Annotated in this window: 14 protein-coding genes; 6 read left to right on the top strand and 8 right to left on the bottom strand. The window is 63.5% G+C overall.

Annotated elements, in window-relative coordinates; genetic code table 11:
* Positions 1 to 180: 180 nt before the first annotated feature.
* Both J3A98_RS09885 and J3A98_RS09880 read left to right on the top strand, forming a co-directional pair.
* The gene (locus J3A98_RS09885) at positions 181 to 1,845 is read left to right on the top strand and encodes an arylsulfatase (RefSeq protein WP_209965685.1); all 1,665 of its coding nucleotides are present in this window, start codon (positions 181 to 183) and stop codon (positions 1,843 to 1,845) included.
* Entirely contained in the window at positions 1,842 to 2,864 is a 1,023-nt protein-coding gene (locus tag J3A98_RS09880; RefSeq protein ID WP_209965683.1) for a formylglycine-generating enzyme family protein, read from the top strand. The genes J3A98_RS09885 and J3A98_RS09880 overlap by 4 nt, the downstream gene beginning before the upstream one ends.
* Here the strand turns inward: J3A98_RS09880 and J3A98_RS09875 are convergent.
* From J3A98_RS09875 to J3A98_RS09855, 5 genes are all read right to left on the bottom strand, one after another.
* Positions 2,845 to 4,590 (bottom strand): acyl-CoA dehydrogenase family protein, encoded by a 1,746-nt coding sequence (locus tag J3A98_RS09875; protein WP_209965681.1) that lies wholly within the window; start codon positions 4,588 to 4,590, stop codon positions 2,845 to 2,847. The two genes, J3A98_RS09880 and J3A98_RS09875, sit on opposite strands and share 20 nt — an antisense overlap.
* A gap of 14 nt (positions 4,591 to 4,604) precedes the next feature.
* Positions 4,605 to 5,846, bottom strand: a complete 1,242-nt coding sequence (locus J3A98_RS09870; RefSeq protein WP_209965679.1) for a thiolase family protein — start codon at positions 5,844 to 5,846, stop codon at positions 4,605 to 4,607.
* Entirely contained in the window at positions 5,843 to 7,726 is a 1,884-nt protein-coding gene (locus tag J3A98_RS09865; RefSeq protein ID WP_209965677.1) for a feruloyl-CoA synthase, read from the bottom strand. Before J3A98_RS09865 ends, J3A98_RS09870 begins: the two co-directional genes overlap by 4 nt.
* Before the next feature lie 90 nt (positions 7,727 to 7,816).
* Positions 7,817 to 9,265 (bottom strand): aldehyde dehydrogenase, encoded by a 1,449-nt coding sequence (locus J3A98_RS09860; protein ID WP_209965675.1) that lies wholly within the window; start codon positions 9,263 to 9,265, stop codon positions 7,817 to 7,819.
* A gap of 76 nt (positions 9,266 to 9,341) precedes the next feature.
* The gene (locus tag J3A98_RS09855; protein ID WP_209965673.1) at positions 9,342 to 10,172 is read right to left on the bottom strand and encodes a p-hydroxycinnamoyl CoA hydratase/lyase; all 831 of its coding nucleotides are present in this window, start codon (positions 10,170 to 10,172) and stop codon (positions 9,342 to 9,344) included.
* Between the two features lie 197 nt (positions 10,173 to 10,369).
* Here J3A98_RS09855 and J3A98_RS09850 point away from each other — a divergent pair, with 197 nt between their 5' ends.
* Positions 10,370 to 10,840: a MarR family transcriptional regulator gene (locus J3A98_RS09850; RefSeq protein WP_209965671.1), complete on the top strand. Its 471-nt coding sequence runs from the start codon at positions 10,370 to 10,372 to the stop codon at positions 10,838 to 10,840.
* A gap of 98 nt (positions 10,841 to 10,938) precedes the next feature.
* Positions 10,939 to 12,063 carry a mechanosensitive ion channel family protein gene (locus J3A98_RS09845; RefSeq protein WP_176684167.1) on the top strand — a complete coding sequence of 375 codons (1,125 nt, stop codon included), beginning with the start codon at positions 10,939 to 10,941 and terminating at the stop codon, positions 12,061 to 12,063.
* A gap of 77 nt (positions 12,064 to 12,140) precedes the next feature.
* Here the strand turns inward: J3A98_RS09845 and J3A98_RS09840 are convergent, their stop codons facing one another.
* A complete protein-coding gene (locus J3A98_RS09840) occupies positions 12,141 to 15,188 on the bottom strand; it encodes an aminotransferase class III-fold pyridoxal phosphate-dependent enzyme (RefSeq protein ID WP_209965669.1) in 3,048 nt (1,015 codons plus the stop codon).
* Positions 15,189 to 15,332: 144 nt separating this feature from the next.
* Here J3A98_RS09840 and J3A98_RS09835 point away from each other — a divergent pair, with 144 nt between their 5' ends.
* Positions 15,333 to 15,773 carry an Lrp/AsnC family transcriptional regulator gene (locus J3A98_RS09835; RefSeq protein WP_004374903.1) on the top strand — a complete coding sequence of 147 codons (441 nt, stop codon included), beginning with the start codon at positions 15,333 to 15,335 and terminating at the stop codon, positions 15,771 to 15,773.
* Between the two features lie 29 nt (positions 15,774 to 15,802).
* Here J3A98_RS09835 and J3A98_RS09830 read toward each other — a convergent pair whose 3' ends face one another.
* Positions 15,803 to 16,420 (bottom strand): dTMP kinase, encoded by a 618-nt coding sequence (locus J3A98_RS09830; protein ID WP_209965666.1) that lies wholly within the window; start codon positions 16,418 to 16,420, stop codon positions 15,803 to 15,805.
* Positions 16,421 to 16,645: 225 nt separating this feature from the next.
* Here J3A98_RS09830 and J3A98_RS09825 point away from each other — a divergent pair, with 225 nt between their 5' ends.
* Positions 16,646 to 19,189 (top strand): HWE histidine kinase domain-containing protein, encoded by a 2,544-nt coding sequence (locus J3A98_RS09825; protein ID WP_209965664.1) that lies wholly within the window; start codon positions 16,646 to 16,648, stop codon positions 19,187 to 19,189.
* A 126-nt stretch (positions 19,190 to 19,315) separates the two neighbouring features.
* On the opposite strand, the gene J3A98_RS09820 is transcribed toward J3A98_RS09825, so the two are convergent.
* Positions 19,316 to 20,959 (bottom strand): acetolactate synthase large subunit, encoded by a 1,644-nt coding sequence (locus J3A98_RS09820; protein WP_004576806.1) that lies wholly within the window; start codon positions 20,957 to 20,959, stop codon positions 19,316 to 19,318.
* Between the last annotated feature and the right edge of the window lie 104 nt (positions 20,960 to 21,063).

Raw genomic sequence — 21,063 nt, 5'->3', positions numbered from 1 at the left:
CGCCGTCAATAGCGTTCTTCACGTGTACGAGGAATGATCAACATCAAGCGTTCGCTAATCGCACACTTCTGCAGCGCGCGGCTGCGGCATTCATTCATCCGTCGCTAGAATCCAGGGCGTACGGTCTATTCATAGGCCATGCGCTACTTTGAGCCCATTACAAAAACAAGAGTCCCTCCCATGAATTGCCTCCGCCCCCTTGCCGCCCTCGGCGTGCTCATGCTCGGTGCCAGCCACGCCATGGCCGCACCAACCGTTAAACAACCAAACATTTTGTTGGTGGTCGCTGATGACCTCGGCTTTTCCGATTTGTCGGCCCTGGGCAGCGAAATCCAGACGCCCAACCTGGACAAACTGCTGGCTGACGGCCGCCTGATGCTCGACTTCCACGCGGCGCCCAGTTGCTCGCCGACCCGCGCGATGCTGATGTCCGGCAACGACCCGCACCTGGTCGGGCTGGGCATGATGTCGGAGACGCGCAAGCGCCTGCCGGCCGGTGCAGAGGTTCGCGCCGGCTACGAAGGCGTGCTCGGTGCCAATGTCGCGACCCTCGCCGAACTGCTGCATGACGCCGGCTACCGCACCTACATCGCCGGCAAGTGGCACCTGGGCATGCAACCGGCCCAGCAGCCACACAACCGCGGCTTCGACCAGGCCTATGTGCTGCTCGAAGGCGGCGCGGCGCACTTCAAGCAGGCCAATATGGACCTGCAGTCGAACTACAGCGCCACCTATCGCCACAATGGCGAGCCGATCGCGCTGCCCGACGACTTCTACTCCACCACCTGGTACACCGACCGCCTGATCGACGCGATCGACCAAGGCAAGGCCAGCAACAAACCGTTCTTCGCCTTTGCCGCCTATACCGCGCCGCACTGGCCGCTGCAGGCGCCGGATGCGTACCTGGCGCAGTACCGAGGCCGTTACGACCAAGGCTACGAAGTCATCGCCCACGAACGCCTGAAGCGCCAGCGTGAAGCCGGCCTGGTGCCCGCCGACTTCCCCCTGCAAGCACAATTGGAAGGTGTGCCGAGCTGGGCATCGCTGAGCGATGAACAAAAACGCCAGTCCGCGCGCACCATGGAGGTATACGCCGCCATGGTCACAGCCCTGGACGCCGAGGTGGGGCGCCTGGTGGAACACCTGCGCAAGACCGGCGAGCTGGAAAACACGATGATCCTGTTCATGTCCGACAACGGTCCGGAGAACGCCACCCGTGTCGATCCCGAGTGGATCAAGGCAAACTTCGATAACCATCTGGACAACTATGGCCGCCGCGATTCGTTCCTGATGATCGGCTCGGCCTGGGCCCAGGTCAGTGCCCTGCCCAGCCGTCGCTACAAGATGACCACCTACCAGGGCGGCATCCGCGTACCGGCCTTTGTCTACTACCCGGCCACCATCAAGGCCGGCCGCAGCGAAGAGCTGGCCAACGTCCGCGACATCATGCCGACCCTGCTGCAACTGGCCGGTGCGCCGATGCCCGGCGTCAACTACCGCAACCGCGATATCGTGCCGCCGCAAGGCACATCGGCGCTGAACTACCTGCAAGGCAAGGACAGCCAGATCCACGCCCATGACGAAGCCATGGGCTGGGAAATCAACGGCAGCGCCTCGTTGCGCAAGGGCCCACTGAAGCTGGTGTGGGATGCCACTGACAGCAAGCCGAGCTGGCACTTGTATGACCTGCACAAGGACCCTGGCGAGCACCACGACATCGGCGCAGGGCACCCCGAGCAGGTGGCGCTGATGCTGCGCGACTGGAAGGCTTATGCCCAGCGCGGCAACATCGCGATCGATGCCGACGGCCGTCCGGCCAGCCCAATCCTGGTCAAGCAGCAATGATCGCTCGGGCAGCCGGCTGCGCAGCACTCGCCGCCGGCCTGCTCGCCGCCTATGCACTGTGGCCACAGGCCCCGGCGCCGGCGCTGCTGTGTGCGGGCTACAGCGGCCTGCCCGCGCAGCGCCAAGGCCCTTGGCGAGACGGCATGGTGCATGTCCCAGGCGGCGAGTTCAGCTTTGGTTCAAGCCGCTTTTACGACGAAGAAGGCCCGCCTCACCCTGCCAAGGTGTCCGGCTTCTGGATTGACGTGCATCCGGTCACCAACGCCCAGTTCGCGAGCTTCGTCAAGGCCACCGGGTATGTCACCCATGCCGAGCGCGGTACCCGAATCGAGGACGACCCTACCCTGCCCGACGCGCTGCGGGTTCCGGGTGCGATGGTGTTTCATCAGGGTGCGGACGTGCTCAGCCCCGGCTGGCAGTTCGTGCCCGGCGCCAACTGGCGACACCCGCAAGGGCCGGGCAGCAGCCTGGTCGGGCTGGACAATCATCCGGTGGTGCAGGTCGCCCTGGGAGATGCCCAGGCCTATGCCCGCTGGGCAGGACGCGAACTGCCCAGCGAGGCGCAGCTGGAGTACGCCATGCGCGGTGGCCTGACCGATGCCACCTTCAGCTGGGGTAGCACCGAGCAGCCCAAAGGCAAGCTCATGGCCAATACCTGGCAGGGCCAGTTCCCCTATCGCAATGCGGCAAAGGATGGTTTTACCGGTACATCACCCGTGGGCTGCTTCCCGGCCAATGGCTTTGGCCTGTTCGATGCCGGCGGAAATGTCTGGGAGCTGACTCGCACGGGCTATCGGCCAGGCCATGACGCACAGCGCGACGCCAAGCTCGACCCCTCAGGCCCGGCCCTGAGTGACAGCTTCGACCCGGCAGACCCCGGCGTGCCGGTGGCGGTGATCAAGGGCGGTTCGCACCTGTGTTCGGCGGACCGTTGCATGCGCTACCGCCCCTCGGCACGCCAGCCGCAGCCGGTGTTCATGACGACCTCGCACGTGGGTTTCAGAACGATTCGGCAATGAATGGCAACGGCGTGGCGGCCGCGTCGATGGCCGCCACCTGCCGGTCGAGGTCGGGCAGCAGGTAGCTGAGGAAGAACCCAACGCTTTCCTGCTTTTCCCGGCGCTGCGCTGACCCCTCTGGCAACACCTGGATGCAACGGGCGCTGCGGGCCCAGGCGAAGGCCTGCAGCGCCGTTGCGCACAACTGCAGGAAAGCACCCGCGGCGCGGTACGGGAATTCGGGATCGTCCACGGTCATCGACAGCACTTTGACCAGCATTGCCTCCAGCGTGTCGCACGCACAGCCCAACGCGGTGGCGGCTGCGCCAGCGTCCGCAGCGGCCTCGGTACGCAACTCACACAACAGCAGGGCGAAACCGTCCCCCCCATCGCCCAATACCTTGCGCAGCATCAGGTCATTGGCCTGTATCTCGTTGGTGCCTTCGTAGATCATCGCGATGCGGCTGTCGCGCAAGGTCTGCTCGATGGCAAACTCCTGGGTGTAGCCATAGCCACCGAACACCTGCAGGGCCTGGCTTGCCAGGCTGAACCCCTGCTCGGTGAAGGCCGCCTTGATGATGGGCGTCAGCAGCGCCGCCAATGTCGCGGCCTTCGCCCGTTGTGCAGGCTCGACGGCGGCTTCGGCGATATCCAGCCACTGGGCCGTCCAGTAGGCCAGCGCGCGCATCCCCTCGGTACGCACCCGCAACTCCAGCAGGACCCGCCGCATGGCCGGGTGCAGGTGGATCGGGTCGGCGCCTTGGGCGCACCCCTTGGCCCGACCCGGGGCAGTCATCTGGCGCCGCTCCAGGGCATAATCGCGGGCCTGTTGCCAGGCCGCCTCGGCATGCCCCAACCCTTGCAAGCCAACATGCAGCCGCGCGGAATTCATCATCACGAACATCGCCGCCAGGCCACCATGGGGCTGACCCACCAACCAGCCGCGGGCGCCCTCCAGGCGTAGTGCGCAGGTGGCGCTGCCACGGATGCCCAGCTTGTGTTCCAGGCCGTCGCAGTACAGCGAATTGCGCTGGCCATCCTCCATCCATTTCGGCACCAGCAACAGCGAAAGCCCGCGGCTGCCGGACGGCGCATCCGGCAACCGGGCCAACACCAGGTGGAGTATGTCGCGGGTCAGGTCGTGTTCGCCGCCAGAGATGAACAGCTTGTTGCCACTGACCGCGTAGCTACCGTCGCCCAAGGGCACGGCGCGGCAGCGCAACAGGCTGAGATCGCTACCGGCCTGGGGTTCGGTCAGGCACATGGTAGGCAAGGTGCCACCGCTGACGATGCCAGGCAGATAGCGCGCCTGCAGCTCGGCCGATGCATGGGTTTTCAGGCACAGGTAGGCGCCGTGGGCAATGCCGGTATACATGGCCCAGCCATGGTTGCTGCCGAACAGCATCTCTTGCAAGGCCGCCTCCAGCACTAGCGGCAGCCCTTGGCCGCCAAGCGCCGGGGCGCATGCCAGGGACGGCCAGCCACCGTCGACATAGGCGCGATAAGCCGCCGGGAATCCGTCCGGGGTGCGCACCTCCCCGCCCGCCATCTGGCAGCCCTGGCGATCGCCCGAGCTGTTCAATGGGGCCAGCACCTGCTCGCAGAAACGGGCCGCCTCTTCCAGTACCTGGGCTGCCAGGTCGAGGTCAACGTCGGCATACGCCGGTAATTGCGCCCAGGCCTGATCGGCCCGCAGCCAGTGTTGCAAGACGAACTGCATGTCGCGCAGGGGCGCCTTCCAGGTCATCGGATACCTCCGGGTCAGGCAATGAAATGGGGGTTTTCGATCAGCAGCGCCATGCCTTGGCCACCGCCGATGCACGCCGCTGCGATGCCATAGCGCAAGTTGCCGTCGCGCAATTGACGGGCCAAGGTGTGGACCAGGCGCAGACCTGTAGCGGCCAGTGGGTGGCCGAGGGCGATAGCGCCGCCATGGACATTGAGCTTGTCTACATCGAGTTCAAGCGCCTGGGCCACCGCCAGCACTTGGGCGGCCTGCGCCTCGTTGATTTCCAGGCGATCGATCTGCTCCAGGCGCAGGCCGCTGCGTTCGAGCAGCAAGGTGATGGCCGGCGCCGGCCCGATGCCCATGAGGTTGGGCGGTACGCCAACGGCCGTGGCCATCAGCAAACGCGCCAAAGGCGGATGAGTGCAATCAGAGTAGCGCGTGACCAAGGCTGCTGCCGCACCATCGACCACCGCGCAACTGTTGCCTGCCGTCTGTACGCCACCGGCGTGCACCGGGCGCAGCCGAGACAGTGCGGCCGCATCGGTAGGCTGTGGGTGGCTGTCCTGGCTGACCTCACTCACGCCACGCGGCAATGCGATGCCGCGTGGCTGGCAGCCTTCTGCCTCTAATGCCTGCGCGGTGACGCTGACGATTTCCTCGTCGAACCAGCCCTGCGCCTGGGCTTGCAGGGCCCGCTGATGGCTGCGCAGGGCCCATGCGTCCACCGTTTCACGCGCCAGGCCATAGGCACGGGCCAGGTTTTCCGCAGTACCGATCATGTCCACACCGGCAGCCGGGTCGTACAGGGCTTCCCAGAGAAAGTCCTTGAACCCGACCGGCGCACCCAGGCGAAAACCGCCCCGGTGTTCATAGGCCGCGATCGGATTGCGCGACATCGACTCCGCACCCACGCACAGCACCTGGCGGGCGCCACTGCGCAGCTGCTCACCGGCCTGACGCAACAGTTCAAGGCCCGTGCCGCAGATACGCTGCACCGCCAGTGCCGGTACCGCCTGCGGCACGCCACAGTAGAGGCCGACATGGCGTGGCAGCATATAGGCATCGAAGCTGGCCTGGGCCATGCTGCCAGCGAGCACGCTGTCTACCGCCTGAGGGGTGGCAGCTGCACGTGCCAGCACCGCACGGCCGGCCTGAATGCCCAGGTCGATGGGCGAGATCGCAGCCAATGCGCCACCCAGGTCGATCCAGGGCGTACGCACCATCTGGACGATGGCCGTGTCCTCGAAGACGGTGCACAGCCCGGCCGCACTCAAGGCCGCACCTTGGCGTGCAATGCGTCGGGGTCTTCGCCACGGTACAGCGCCTCGACCTGAGCGGCGCGCCGCTGCAGCACGGCGCGCTGATTGATCGAGCCCTTGTCGGTGATTTCACCAGCGTCGATCGACGGCGGCTCGGCCAGCAGCGACAGCCATTCGATACGGCTGGCGTTGCCCTGGGCATCGCGGTTCAATCGCTCCAGCCAGCCAGCGAACCAACTGCGCACCGTGTCGTTGGCCAGCACTTGGGCATCGCTGGCATCCTCTGCCAGCCCGGCCAGCCGCCGGCACTCGGGCAGGCGTGGGAACACCAGCAGGCCCAGGCATTCGCGGTCCGGCGCGGTGACCACAATGTCCTGCACATAAGGCGAGCCCTCCAGCACTGCGCGGTTGCGCAGCGGGCCGACACTGACGAATACCCCGGACGAGAGCTTGAAGTCCTCCGCAATACGGCCATCGAACATCAGGCCAAGCTCGGGCTGCCTGGCATCGGCCAGCTTCAACGCGTCACCCGAACAGTAGAACCCCTCCTCGTCGAACGCCTCGGCGGTCTGCTGCGGCGAGCGCCAGTAGCCTGGCATGATATGCGGGCCACGGAAGCGCGCCTCGAGCTTGTCACCCACCGGCACCAGCTTCACTTCGCAGCCAGGTGCCGGCAGCCCGACATAGCCGGCCATCGACAAAGGCCCGGTGGTGAAGGTGCACGATGGCGAAGCTTCGGTCATGCCAAGGCCGGCCATCATGCGGATGCGTTCGCCGCAGTGTTGCTCGGCAATGCGGTCCAACCGGTCCCAGACGCTTTGCGACAGGCCTGCGGCGGCAAAGAAGAACAACTTGATACGGGCAAAGAACACCTCGCGCAGCGCGGGGTCCTGCTCCAGTGCCTTGACCAGCTCCTCCCAGCCCTTGGGTACGGTGAGGTAGGCCGTGGGGGAAATCTCGCGCAGATTGCGCAGGGTCTCGGCGAAGCCTTGTGGGGTTGGCTTGCCGGCGTCGAGGTAGAAGCTGCCACCGTTGTACAGCACGATGCCGAGGTTGTGGCTACCGCCGAACGTGTGGTTCCACGGCAGCCAGTCCACCAGCACCGGCGGCTCCTCGGCGAACGTCGGAAAAGTCTGCAGAAGCATCTGCTGATTGGCGCACAGCATGCGCTGGGTGGTGATCACCGCCTTCGGCAGCTTGGTCGAGCCCGAGGTGAAGAGGAATTTGGCGATGGTGTCCGGCCCGGTGGCGGCGAAAGCCGCATCGGCCGCCGCCAGGTCACCCGGTTGCAACAGGCTGTCGAAGCTTATATGGGGGCGACCTGCGACCTGGCCACGCACGCTGATCACGCCGACCGAGTCGTTCAGCACCGCCTCGAAGGCGCGCTGGAACGGCTGGCTGTCGCTGACGAAGACCACTCCGGGGGTGAGTACCTCGCAGACATGGCGCAACTTGGCGAAGTCTTGCGACAACAGCGCGTAGGCCGGCGACACCGGGCAATATGCAATACCGGCATACATGGCGCCGAGGGCGATTTGCAGGTGTTCGATGTCGTTGCCGGAAAGCAGCGCCAGCGGGCGCTCGGCACTGAGGCCCAACCCTAGCAAGTTGGCGGCGATGGTGCGCACATCGGCGAGCATCTGCACGTAGCTGATCGAACGCCAGGCACCGTCTGCCTGGCGTGCCGCGATGAAAGTGGTGTCCGGGCGGACCTGGGCCCAGTGCACCAGGCGCTCGAGCAGGCGCGCCGGCAGCGGCGCCAGTGGCTCGACAGGGCGCATGCGCAGCACGTCGTCGACGTGGCTGACCTGCACCCGGGGATGCCCGATGGCCACCTGGCGGTAGCGCGGACGTTGGCCAGGGTCGATCGACCCTGAGCGGGCTTCGTTATTCACGCAGGTTGCTCCTTGTTCTTGTTGTACATCCTGCCGCCGCCCGGTATTACGGGCGGCGGTCATCTTGCCGGTGGCCTGGGCCTGCAGCGGCTAGATGGGATAGTGACGCGGGCCGTGCTGGAGGGTGACCCAGCGCAACTGGGTGAACTGATCGATGGCCGTGCGGCTGCCGAAGCTGCCGTAGCCGCTGGACTTGACCCCACCAAACGGCATCTGTGCTTCGTCGTGAACGGTCGGGCCGTTGATATGGCAGATACCTGACTCCACCCGTTGGGCCAAGGCCAGGGCGCGGCTGGTGTCGCGGCTGAAAATGGCCGATGACAGACCAAACTCCGAGTCGTTGGCCAACTGCAGCAAGGCTTCGTCGCCTTCGGCGCGCAGCACCACCGCCACCGGGCCGAAGGACTCCTCGCGGTACAAGCGCATGCTGGCATCGACGTTGTCGAGCAAGGTCGGTTGCAGGATGCTGCCCTCCAGCTGGCCGCCACAAACCAAGCGCGCGCCCTTGGCCACGGCATCGTCGATCAGTGCCTTGATGCGCTCGCCGGCCGCTGCGCTGACCAGCGAGCCGAGCACCGAGGTGCTGGCCTGCGGATCACCTGCAGGCAGCCCGGCGATCTTCACCGCCAGCTTGTCGACGAAGGCGTCGGCAATACGGCTGTCCACCACAAGGCGCTCAGTGGACATGCAGATCTGCCCCTGGTTGAAGTAGGCACCGAAGGCCGCCGCTTCGACCGTGGCGTCCAGGTCGGCATCGTCGAGCACCAGCAGAGGCGCCTTGCCGCCCAGTTCGAGCAGCGCTGGCTTGAGGTGGCGGGCTGCCAGTTCGCCGACAATGCGCCCGACGTGCGTCGAGCCGGTGAAGTTGACCCGGCGGACCGCAGGGTTGGCGATCAGCCGCTCGATGATGGCCGGGGCATCCTGCGGCGCATTGCTGATGACATTGACCACGCCGTCGCCGATGCCTGCATCGTGCAGCACCTGGCCGATCAGCCGATGGACCGCCGGGCTCAGCTCCGAAGCCTTGAGCACCACGGTGTTGCCGCAGGCCAGCGGCATGGCAATGGCACGCGTGGCCAGTATCACCGGGGCGTTCCACGGCGCGATGCCCAACACCACGCCGCAAGGCGCGCGCAGGGCCATCGCAAAGCTGCCGGGGACGTCCGAGGGGATCACTTCACCGGTGATCTGCGTGGTCATGGCTGCTGCCTCGCGCAGCATGTTGGCGGCCAACTTCACGTTGAAGCCATACCAGTTGGCCATGGCCCCGGTTTCACCGGCAGCGGCGATGAACTCGCCAGCCCTCGCCTGCAACAGATCAGCACCTGCCAGCAAGCGGCTGCGCCGCTCGCCCGGCGCCAGGGCGGCCCAGGCCGGAAACGCCGCACTGGCAGCAGCCACGGCGGCATCGGCATCGGCCAGTGTGGCGGCAGCAACTTGCGACACCACCTCGCCGGTCACCGGGTTACAGCGCTCGAAGGTTCGTCCATCACTGGCGGGACGCGACTGCCCGCCAATCAGCAAAGGCACCTGCAACATGCTCATTCCTCTTTGTTGTCGTTATAGAGAAATACCTGCGGGCTTTGGCGCGGCACACCGCCGCCCGCGGTGCGACTCAGCGCTTGTAGGCCTGCAGGCCTGGCTTGATGCTCTTGTCGTCGAGGAACTGCTTCATGCCCTGCTCGCGGCCACCTGTCGTGTCCAGCAGGCGAGACTGGTCGAGCTTGGCGTAGAGGTAGTCTTCGTTCTGTTCCCAGGTCAGCTCGCGGCAGCGCTTGAAGCCATTCTTCGCGGCGCGCAGCACCACCGGGTTCTTTTCCAGCAGGTTCAGCGCCAACTCGCGGGTGGTCTCACGCAGCTCGGACAGCGGCACGCTGTCGTTCACCAGGCCCATCTCGGCAGCCTTGCGGCCATCGAAGGTCTTGCCGGTCATGATGTAGTACAGCGACTGACGATGGCCAACGGTATCGGCCATGGCCTTGCTGACCAGGTTGCCAGGCGGGATGCCCCAGTTGATTTCCGACAGGCCGAAGGTCGCTTCATTGGCGCAGATCGCCAGGTCGCATGCCACCAGTGGGCTGAAGCCACCGCCGAAGCACCAGCCGTTGACCATGGCGATGGTCGGCTTGGCATACAGACGCAGCAACTTCCATTGCCATTGCGAGGCTTCGCGACGAATCTTTTCCTGGAGGATCTCCGGACCGGCGTCCACCTCGCGGAAGTACTCCTTCAGGTCCATGCCGGCGGTCCAGGACTCGCCAGCACCGGTCAGCACCAGCACGCCAGCGTCGGCGTCCTGCTCGAGGGTTTCCAGCACGTCGACCATTTCCCGGTTCAGCGTGGGGCTCATGGCATTGCGTTTTTCCGGGCGATTGAGGGTCACCCAGGCGATGCCCGATTCCAGTTCGACCTTCACGGTGGTCCAGCGGCCTTCGTATTTGCTCATGGTTCTGCACTCTTGTTGTTCGGGGTGATGGGCTCACGCTAACGGGTCAAATTAGTTATGTCAATTAACCATTAACAAAATTATCTTTGCACAGAGGTTGGCGCGCTGCCTTTTTGCCCGACCTGCTCTAGCCGGATCGCAGAAGGACAGGCAAAATAGGTAACTTTCTTACCCATGACCGAGGAGCATGAACCCTGATGGCTAGGTCTGCCCGTACTACCGACGACGCTTGCGTGGCTGCTCCTGTGGGAGAAGGGGTGCTTGAAGACTTGATCGGCTACGCCTTGCGACGCGCGCAATTGAAGCTGTTTCAGAACCTTATCGCCCGGCTCTCGGCCCATGACCTGCGCCCGGCACAATTTTCCGCCCTGGCGATCATCGACCAGAATCCCGGGCTGATGCAGGCCGACCTGGCGCGTGCGCTGGCTATCGAACCGCCGCAAGTCGTGCCAATGCTGAACAAACTGGAAGAGCGCGCGCTGGCCGTGCGCGTGCGGTGCAAACCGGACAAGCGCTCGTACGGGATCTTCCTGAGCAAATCGGGCGAAGCCCTGTTGAAGGAGTTAAAGTACATCGCCGCTGACAGCGATCACCAGGCGACATCCAACCTGTCGGATGACGAGAGGACTGAACTGTTGCGGTTATTGAAAAAAATCTACAGAGACTGACTCCGTCTGCCCCGCGCGGTGAAATCCGATCGACCTGTAGCGCCTCTTTGACGTCCCAAGAAAGCACCTTGGCAAATCAACCCAGAGGCGAGGTACTCATGAACGACCGCATCATCGCGTTTTTCAGCGACACCACCGTATTTGGCATCTCCATTCTCAATCTGCTGGTGGCGCTGACAGTCGCCATCGTGACCTTCCTGGTCGCTCGTGCCGCAATCAGTTTCCTGATACGCCGGATACGGCGGTGGTCCGAACACGAAGGCCCATTGAGCCAGGTAATGGCCAAGGTGCTTTCCGGCACCAGCAACTTTTTGTTGTTACTGGCCTCATTGCTGGTGGGTCTGAGCATGCTCGACCTGCCCGAGCGCTGGCTGAGCAGGGTCAGCAGCCTGTGGTTCGTGGTCGCGGCCCTGCAGATTGGCCTGTGGGCCAACCGCGCCATCGGCCTGGGCCTGAGCCGCTACTTCGCCCGCCACCGCACCGACGGCCTGAACCAGGGCAGCGCGCTGGCTACCCTTTCGGCCTGGGGCGCGCGAGTACTGCTGTGGTCTGTGGTGGTGCTGGCGATGCTGTCGAACCTGGGGGTGAACATCACCGCCTTCGTCGCCAGCCTTGGCGTGGGCGGCATCGCAGTGGCGCTGGCTGTGCAGAATATCCTTGGCGACCTGTTCGCTTCGTTGTCGATCGCCGTGGACAAGCCGTTCGAGATCGGTGACTTCATCGTCATCGGGCCCCTGGCGGGTACCGTTGAACACGTCGGCCTGAAGACTACACGCATCCGTAGCCTCGGCGGCGAACAGATCGTCATGGCCAATGCCAGCATGATCAGCAGCACCATCCAGAATTACAAGCGCCTGCAGGAACGTCGCATCGTGTTTGAGTTCGGGCTTTCCTACGACACGCCCACCGAGGCTGTGAAGAAAGCGCCAGGCATCGTAGAAGACGCCATCAAGACCCAGGAGCAGGCGCGTTTCGATCGCGCTCACCTGCGCGGCTTCGGCAAAGAGGCGCTGGAGTTCGAGTGTGTCTATATCGTCCAAGACCCAGGGTACAACCTGTACATGGACATTCAGCAGGCGATCAACTTCAGGCTGCTGGAGCGGTTCTCGAAGATCGGAGCCAAGTTCGCCGTGCCGGTGCGTGCGATCAAGGTCACGGCATTGCCAGAAGCCTCCGGCCTGCATGGCCAGGCTCGCGAAGGCCTGGGCCTCAGAGGGGCTTGAATCTGTCAACTTGCCCAGAGCGCCAGACAGGCGCGACGCAGGGCGTGCTCATGGACGCGCCCTGCCCACCCTGAACGCTATTTCAGCGCCGCGATGAAGCTGTCTTTCAGCACTTCGAGAAGGAAGTCCGCATTGGCCCGGCTGAAAATCATCGAGGGCCGCATTTTCAGCACGTTGTCATGCGGGCCTTCGGTGCCGATCAATACGCCGCGCTCCCGGGCGCCATCCGCCACTTTTCTGGCCAGGGCCGTGGCTGGCGCCTTCGACTGGCGGTCGGTGACCAGCACGACGCCGAGAAACAGGCCCAATCCGCGCACATCACCAATCACGTCGAATTGCTGCTGAAGCTTGCGCAAACCATCGAGCAGGTAATGGCCGACATTCAAGGCGTTTTCTTTCAACCGGTCGCGCTCGATTGCATTGAGCACCGCCAGGCCTACCGCACATGACACCGGGTTACCGGCGAAGGTGTTGAAATACTCCATGCCGTTGTTGAAAGCATCGGCAACCTCGCGCGTAGTCACTACCGCCGACATCGGGTGGCCGTTACCAATGGGTTTGCCCATGCTGACGGCATCCGGGACCACGCCCTGGGTCTCGAATGCCCACCAGTGGCTGCCGACCCGGCCAAACCCCACCTGAACCTCATCGGCCAGGCACAGCCCACCTTCGGCTCGCACCATGGCGTACACCTCCTTGAGGTAGTGTTCGGGCAAAAACACCTGCCCCGCCACGCTCGGGATCGACTCGGCAATGAAAAAACCGGGGCGCTTGCCTGCCTTGCGCATGGCGTCCAGCTGCTCTGCCACCGACTCGGCAAAGCGCTTGCCGTGCGCTTCCACGGGCCAGTGCTCGGGGGCGTAGTAGCTGTCCGGGACTACGGCCTCGTAAACATGCGCCGCCCTGCCCTTGCCCGCCTTGCGCTTGTACTTGTAAGGGCTCAGATCGATCAGTTCCTGCGTGGTGCCGTGGTAGGCCCAGTCCAGCACGATCGCCTGATCACTGCCTGTGTAGTTGCGCGCCATACGCAGCATCAGGCTGTTGGCCTCACTCCCCGAGCAGCCAAAGGACGCTACGCAAAGGCCCTTTGGCAAAGTGCCGGTCAGGCGTTCGGCGTATTCGACGATGTTGTCGTGCAGGTAGCGGGTATTGGTGTTGAGCAGCGCAGCCTGGCGGGTCAAGGCTTCGACCACGTCGGGATGACCATGGCCCAGGTGGCAGACGTTGTTGAAGCAGTCCAGGTAGGCCCGCCCGAAGTTGTCGATCAGCCATACGCCATCCCCGCGCACGAACTTGATCGGGTCGGTGTACGAAATGGACAGGTTGGGTAGCAGCAGTTCCTTGCGCCTGGCAATGATCTGGGCCTTGGTCATCCCCTGCTGGCTGTAGGTCTCTGGCGGGATACCCGCCAGGGCCGAGGCATCGGGGAACAGGTCGGCCCACGCGTCGCGGTACGCTGGCTCACCCACGCCAATGACCTCGCACGCGCTCAGCCGGGTATCGGTGACCACCTGCAGATGCAGGTGGGGAATCCAGCCGCCGTTCTCGTGATCGCTGCCCATGTAGCCGACCAGGTCGCCAGCTTCAAGCTTGTCACCGGCCTGCAAACGGCTGAGCGCCTCGTGGGCCATGTGCCCCCAGAGTGTCAGAAAGGGCGGGCAACCGGGTGGGGTATGCTCAAGCATCACCAGGCCGCCATAACCCAGCGGGCCTGGCTCGACCTCGACGCTTCTGACGGTGCCGGCAATCAGTGCGTACAGCGGCGTACCCGCTGGCATCAGCAAATCTACCCCCACATGCAGGGTCCGGTACTGCCCCTTGATGAAGCGAGACTCAAAGGCGCTGTCGGTATAGACGGCACGTACCTCGCCCCATGGGCCGATGCCCAGCGGGGCCTTGTGCGCGGCAGAGAATTCATTCCACCACCGCGTCGCATCTGCAGGGCGCTGCTGGGCCGAGGCAATGGTCATCGCATGGCTGGCATCGCCAAACGGCGCGATGACCTTGTCCAGAATGGCGGCTGACGGGCGCACCAGGTCGGCAAACGACTTGTGGTTGTCGGCAATCCAGCGGCGGACTTCCCCCGCACCTTCGATGGCATCGAAACCACAGGCCTTGCGCAAAATGCCGGTGGCCAACCGTGGGTTCATCGAATCGAGCTGTTCCAGTAGACGCCAGGCAGGCGCTTCACTGATCGCCAGATAGGGGTTGTCGTCTGTCTGATCCTGCCGGGAAGCGGAGAACGTGACGCTGATGACCAAGCGCATGGCAATCAGGTTGAACAGCACATCAAGCTCTTGCGCTTGCAACGGGTACTTCTCATGGAAGCCGGCCACCAGCGCAGCTGCAGCGCCGATCGGGTCGTCCATGTCGAGAATGGCGTAGGCGCTGGCGATCGCGACCTCGGCAATCAGAACGGTGTGCACGGCATCGCCAAAATCGATGAAGCCAGTCACGTTACCGGCCGTTTCGGCATCGACCAGGATGTTCCAGTCGTTGGCGTCGTTGTGGATCACCTGGGCCCGAAGGGACGCCAGCTTCGGCTGTACAGTCTGTTCGAACCGGGCGATGAAGCGCTCGGCAATGGCCCGGCGATCAGGGTCCTTGATGCAGTGCAGCCGCGAGCGGGAACGCGCAGCGTGGCGTAAGTCCCAGTCCAGGTCACGGACTGCGCCCGGGTGCATGAAGCCCTGCAGGGCACGGTCAAGTTCACCGAGTGCCTGGCCGAAGTTTCTCATCAGCGCCAGGGAGCGTCTGGCCTTGGCAAGTGGTGTGCCGGCCAGCCAGCTGACCAGGCGCACAGCGTGCTTTTCACCGGTGCTGCTGGCCACAGACGGCAGGTAGTCGCCAGTCACGCTGGCCCGCAGGTGTGGCACGCCCAAATGCGCGCCATGCACGGCCAGATGATCGAGTAGCGCGGTTTGAAACTCGCTTTCTACCCTGGGCTCGCTGGCATTGACGATTTTCAGTATCCAGCCTGCATCTACGCCCGTATCCAGCCGGTAATTGCGATCACGTTCCCCATCCAGGGGCGTTGCAGTGCCGGTGACATCGAAGAAATCTTTTGCAAGGCCCTCTGCATCGCTTGCCGAAAACCGAGGTGCCGGGTGGGAAAGGTCTGTCATATCATCAGGTTCCGAGCGCGCGAATTGTTTTTGCAATAGCTTGTCATGCACCGCCGAAACGGACACCCTGCATACGGTCGGGCGCAACAGGCATTATGCCGGTACCGGCCGGCATAATGACGGCAAGCATATCAAGGAGGTGGAATGCGTGACCTGGACGCTAAAGATCGTGAGATTCTTGAGGTACTTTCGAAGGACGCGCGTATTGCGCTCAAGGCGTTAGCCGGCCGCATAGGCCTTTCCCGAAGTGCTACCACCGAGCGTGTCGCCAACCTTGAACGCAGCGGAGTCATTCGCGGTTATCGCGCTGACATCGGCGAAATAGACGCCAACGTGATACGCGCGATCTTGCTGGTGACGTTGCAGCGCACGCCTGCCATGGGGCTGCTCGACCAGTTGGCAACGGACGCGCGCGTACGGCGGGTTTCGTCGGTGAGCGGTCAGCTTGACCTGGTGGTTGAAGTGGAGACCCGGACGATCGACGACCTCAACCAGGTACGCGACAACGTGGCACGTCACGAATCGGTGGATGACATCACCACGTCGGTAGTCCTGCGCCGTGACATCGACCGGCAGGGCGCCTGATACCTGCAAAGGCAGTATTCACCCCTGCCTCAGAGGTGTCGAAGCACGCCCTGAATCTCACGAACGACCTGCCGCGTTGCCTCGTCGACAGTCCCTTCATTGCGGCACAGCACCCAGCCTTGCTCTGCAACTGCACGCTCGAACGCCTCGGTACAGGCAACCTGTTCATCCAGGTTATGGATCACCGTACTGCCCAGCCCACGTGTGCGCGCCGCGGCCCTTGCCCATGAGGTTTCAGGCGTTGTGACCACCCCGAGATGCAGATCGGGTACTTGCACGTTCCGTTCGAGGTTCAGGCGCAGGATCTTGTCAAACGGCACTGTGCGGCGAAACGCAGCGTCAGAGGGGTACCAGCGATCAATCAGGATGATGCTGTCAGCGGGCTGCCTGGGCAGTACATGCCGGGAAATCCAGGCGCGGCTTTCAGCGAAGCGCTCGCAAACCTTGAACTCAAGGTCCTGGCAAGGGCTTCTGGAAAGCTGGTTGACCAGGGCCATGGTCTCGCCCCGGTGAGGGTCATTCTTTCTTTCGCAGAGGCGGATCACCTTGTTCCCGTCCAGCCGCAACGCTTGAGTGACGGCCTCCAGCAGCGTGGTCTTGCCGGTACCCTTGGGCCCATCGATGGAAATAAACAGTGGGCGGTTCATCTTGCAATACCAGTTGGCTCAAGCGCGGGATGAGACCATTGATCACAGCTGCCTTCAAGCGATTCTCGACAAGAGCACATCTGTACTCCAAAGCTGACTGATCAGCAGCAGCGCACCGCCCTGGGAATGGAGCGGCCCACCATCCCCAAGGCGTTCAATGCCTGCTAGGCTGACGGACGATGGCGGACCTGCTGCCCGCCTCCCCTTACCCACAGGCACGGGCCGATGACCTACAACCCCCAAGTTAACCTGACCAACTGCGACCGGGAGCCCATCCAGATTCCCGGGAGCATCCAGCCCCATGGCTGCCTGCTGGCCTGTGATGCCTCAGCGACCGTGGTGCTGCGCCATTCGATCAACGCCCCACAAGTGCTGGGTGTAACAAACGATATCAATGGTCAGAAACTGCACGCGGTGCTGGGCGACGAGGTCGCGCATACGCTTCGCAACGCACTCGCCCGTACCCGGGATGCCTCGCGACCCGCGCTCAGTTTCGGCGTGACGCTGCCCAACGGCGAGGCCGTCGACATCGCCGCCCACTTGTACAAAGGCACGGCAATCCTCGAATTCGAACCCGCCGGCGCGAGCATCGCCGAGCCGATCGAGCTGGCGCGCACGCTGATTGCCCAACTGCGCGAAATCGACCAGACCAGCAAGCTGTTCCGCGACGCCGCCCGTTTTGTCCGGGCGGTGCTCGGTTACGACCGAGTAATGATCTACCAGCTGGGAGCAGACGGCGCCGGCAAGGTGGTTGCCGAGGCCAAGCGTGGCGACCTCGAAAGCTTCATGGGCCAGTATTTTCCTGCCTCCGATATCCCCCAGCAGGCCCGCGCGCTCTACCTGCGCAACCCGATCCGGGTAATCTCCGACGCCCAGTTCAAAACGGTCGCCATCAACCCGGTGCTCGACCCCTCGGGCGAACCGCTTGACCTGTCCTACGCGCACCTGCGCAGCGTCTCGCCGATCCATTGCGAATACCTGTGCAACATGGGCGTAGGCGCCTCGATGTCGATTTCCGTCATCGTCAACGGCGAGCTGTGGGGAATGATTGCCTGCCATCACTACGCACCACGCACGCTGGCCATGGGACAACGTGTGGCCGCCGAGATGTTCGGTGAGTTCTTCTCCCTGCATATCGAGACCCTGCGTAGCCGGCAAAAACTCGAAGCCGCCGTGCGCATCCACAAAGCGCTGGACAGCCTGCTGCGCGACGCCAATCAGACGGCGGACATTGATGGGTTCTTCCATGCACGCCTGCCCCGGTTGATGTCGCTGATTCCCTGCGACGGCATCGGCATGTCGCTGCTAGGCCGCTGGTCGTGCGCAGGGCTGGCGCCGCCCCAAACGGCCGTGCCTGATCTGCTGCGCCTGGCAGACATGGTCAGCGAAGGCCGAATCTGGGCGTCCAATCGCCTGTCGACAGTGCTCCCGTCGGCCCAGGCGTATTTTAATGATGTGTCGGGTGTGCTGATCATCCCGATGTCGCAACACCCAAGGGATTACTTGATCTTCTTCCGCAAGGAGGTGGTCGAGACACTCGACTGGGCGGGGGACCCGAACAAGACCTATGACAGCGGCGCGTTGGGCGACCGCCTGACGCCCCGCAAAAGCTTCGCCATCTGGAAAGAAACCGTTCACCAGCAGTCGCTACCCTGGACCGAGCAGGACCGCCAGTTTGGCGATGCCATCCGTACCGCTATCGTAGAAGTGGTGCTGCACAACAGCGAGCTGCTCGCCAGTGAACGCGCCAAGGCTGAAGTACGCCAGCGCATGCTCAACGAAGAGCTCAACCACAGGGTCAAGAACATCCTGTCGCTGATTGGTGCGCTGGTTGCCCATCCGACCCCGGAGAGCCAGACCCTGCAGGACTATGTGGCAACGCTGAAAGGGCGTATCCAGGCATTGTCGTTGGCCCACGACCAGGTGGTGCGCGGTGACGGTGGCGGGCGCCTGACGAACCTGCTGGAGGCCGAGCTTTCGCCCTATCGCACGGCTGCCAGCGTGATCGAATTGCAGGGCCCGAACGTCATCCTCGATGCGCGCGCTTACTCGGTCATGGCCCTGGTGCTGCACGAACTGGCCACCAACGCGGCCAAGTATGGTGCACTATCGCGGGCCGGCGGCAAGCTTTCGGTGAGCTGGGCAATCGACGCCACCCACGCCTGTGCCATCAGTTGGCGTGAAAGTGGTGGGCCAACGGTACGCCCGCCCAGCCGCAGCGGCTTCGGCACGGTGCTGATCGACCGCAGCATCCCGTTCGATCTGGGTGGCACCAGCACGGTGGAATATCACCCCGAAGGCCTGCAAGGCTTTTTCAGAATCCCGGCCAAGCACCTTTCCGTAGCCGAAGCGGCAGAAACCGCTCTCCCGGCCACGCCCTTGGCGCGTGAACGCGGTGCCTTTGCAGCACGCTCGGGCTTGCGTGTACTGATACTCGAGGATCAACTGGTGATTGCAGTAGGTTTGGAGCAAATCCTCAATGATGCGCAAATCAAGGACGTGATCACCGCCAGCTCCGAGGACCAAGCCATGCAACTGCTTGGCAGCCACACACCGGACGCGGCAATACTGGATGTCAACCTGGGCACCGGAACCTCCATTTCCGTAGCGGATGAGCTGGTTCGCCGGCAGGTTCCGTTCCTCTTTGCCACCGGCTACGGCGAAGGCATCAGCATTCCCGAGCACTTGCAGCATGTGCCCGTCGCGCGCAAGCCTTATGACGCCAATGCCATTCTGGCCAGCCTGCAAGGCCTGCTTGATATGGGGTGAGTGGGATACAGAGGCAGTCTTGTGTCATGAAAAGGCCCGTAACGCCGACATATCACTGTCAGCTATACGGGCCTTTTCGCAGCGCAATGCCGCCCCTGAAAAAGGACGGCGCCGGCCTGTCAGGGCTTACACCGCCAGGGCGCGCTCACGCAGCTCGCTGTTGAGGATGCGGTCGTTCTCGCTGTAATCGACCGGGCAGTCGATCACGTGCACACCCGGGGTCTTGATGCAGTGCTCCAGCAGCGGCAGCAGGCCTTCGGCGCTTTCCACGCGGTGGCCGTTGGCGCCGTAGGCTTCGGCATATTTGACGAAGTCCGGGTTGCCGTAGTCCAGGCCGAAGTCGGTGAAGCCCATGTTGGCCTGCTTCCAGCGGATCATGCCGTAGCCGTCGTCACGCAGAATCACCACGGTGATGTGCATGCCCAGACGTACTGCAGTTTCCAGTTCCTGGCTGTTCATCATGAAGCCGCCGTCGCCGCACACCGAGATTACCGGGCGGTCCGGGTGCACCAGGTGCGCAGCCATTGCCGATGGCAGGCCGGCGCCCATGGTCGCCAGGGCGTTGTCCAGCAGTACGGTGTTCGGCTTGTGCGCCTTGTAGTTGCGGGCGAACCAGATCTTGTAGATGCCGTTGTCCAGGGCGACGATGCCTTCGGACGGCAGTACACGACGGATGTCAGCAACCATGCGCTGTGGGTAGACCGGGAAGCGGTCGTCGTCGGCGCCTTCGGCGATCTGTGCTTCGTTGGCTTCACGGATGGCCATCAGGCGGGTGAAGTCCCAGTGCGAAGTGTCATTCAGCGCTTCGCTGATCTGCCACACGGCGTTGGCGATGTCGCCGATCACTTCTACTTGCGGGAAGTACACGGCATCGACTTCGGCAGAGCGGAAGTTGATGTGGATGACTTCGGTGCCGCCACGGACCATGAAGAATGGCGGCTTCTCGATCACATCGTGGCCGATGTTGATGATCAGGTCGGCGGCTTCTACGGCGCGGTGAACGAAGTCGCCCGACGACAGTGCAGCGTTGCCGAGGAAGCGCGGGTGACGCTCGTCGACCACACCTTTACCCATCTGGGTGGTGATGAACGGGATGCCGGTCTTGTCGATCAGTTGCTTGAGGACCTTGGCGGTCATCTTGCGGTTGGCACCGGCACCGATCACCAGGATCGGGTTACGCGCGTTCTGCAGTTTCTCGACGGCTGCTTCGATAGCCACGTGCTCGGCCAGCGGGCGGCGGTGCAGGCTGCGCGGGATCGGCAGCGCGTCGGTCTGCTCGGCGGCGATGTCTTCCGGCAGCTCCAGGTGTACCGCGCCCGGCTTTTCTTCTTCGGCCAGGCGGAAGGCTTCGCGCATGCGGGCCGGGATGTTGTCGGCCGAGGCGAACTGGTGGGTGTACTTGGTGATGGGGTCCATCATGCCGCACACGTCAATGATCTGGAAGCGACCCTGCTTGGACTTCTTGATCGGCTTCTGCCCGGTGATCATCATCATCGGCATGCCGCCCAGGTAGGCGTAGGCGCTGGCGGTCACCAGGTTGGTGGCACCAGGGCCGAGGGTCGACAGGCTGACGCCGGTCTTGCCGGTCAAACGACCGTAGGTGGCAGCCATGAAACCTGCAGACTGCTCATGACGGGTCAGTACCAGCTTGATCTTCGACTTGCGCAGGGATTCGAGCAGGTCGAGGTTTTCCTCACCGGGGATGCCGAATACATACTCGACACCTTCATTTTCCAGGCATTGCACAACGACATCGGCGGCCTTGGCCATTTGGGGTACTACCTCAAAATCTTTGTGGGATTGCAGATTTATTAAGCTGCGTGACTGAGATGTTGCAGGATGTCTCAGTGGCGCGCATCGTAGGCCCTCTGGTT

Origin of the sequence: Pseudomonas sp. BP6, assembly GCF_017875935.1 — a bacterium.
Taxonomy (GTDB): Bacteria; Pseudomonadota; Gammaproteobacteria; order Pseudomonadales; family Pseudomonadaceae; genus Aquipseudomonas; species Aquipseudomonas putida_Y.
The sequence above is the reverse complement of the archived record's forward strand: the minus strand, read 5'-3'. Positions and strand labels throughout refer to the sequence as shown.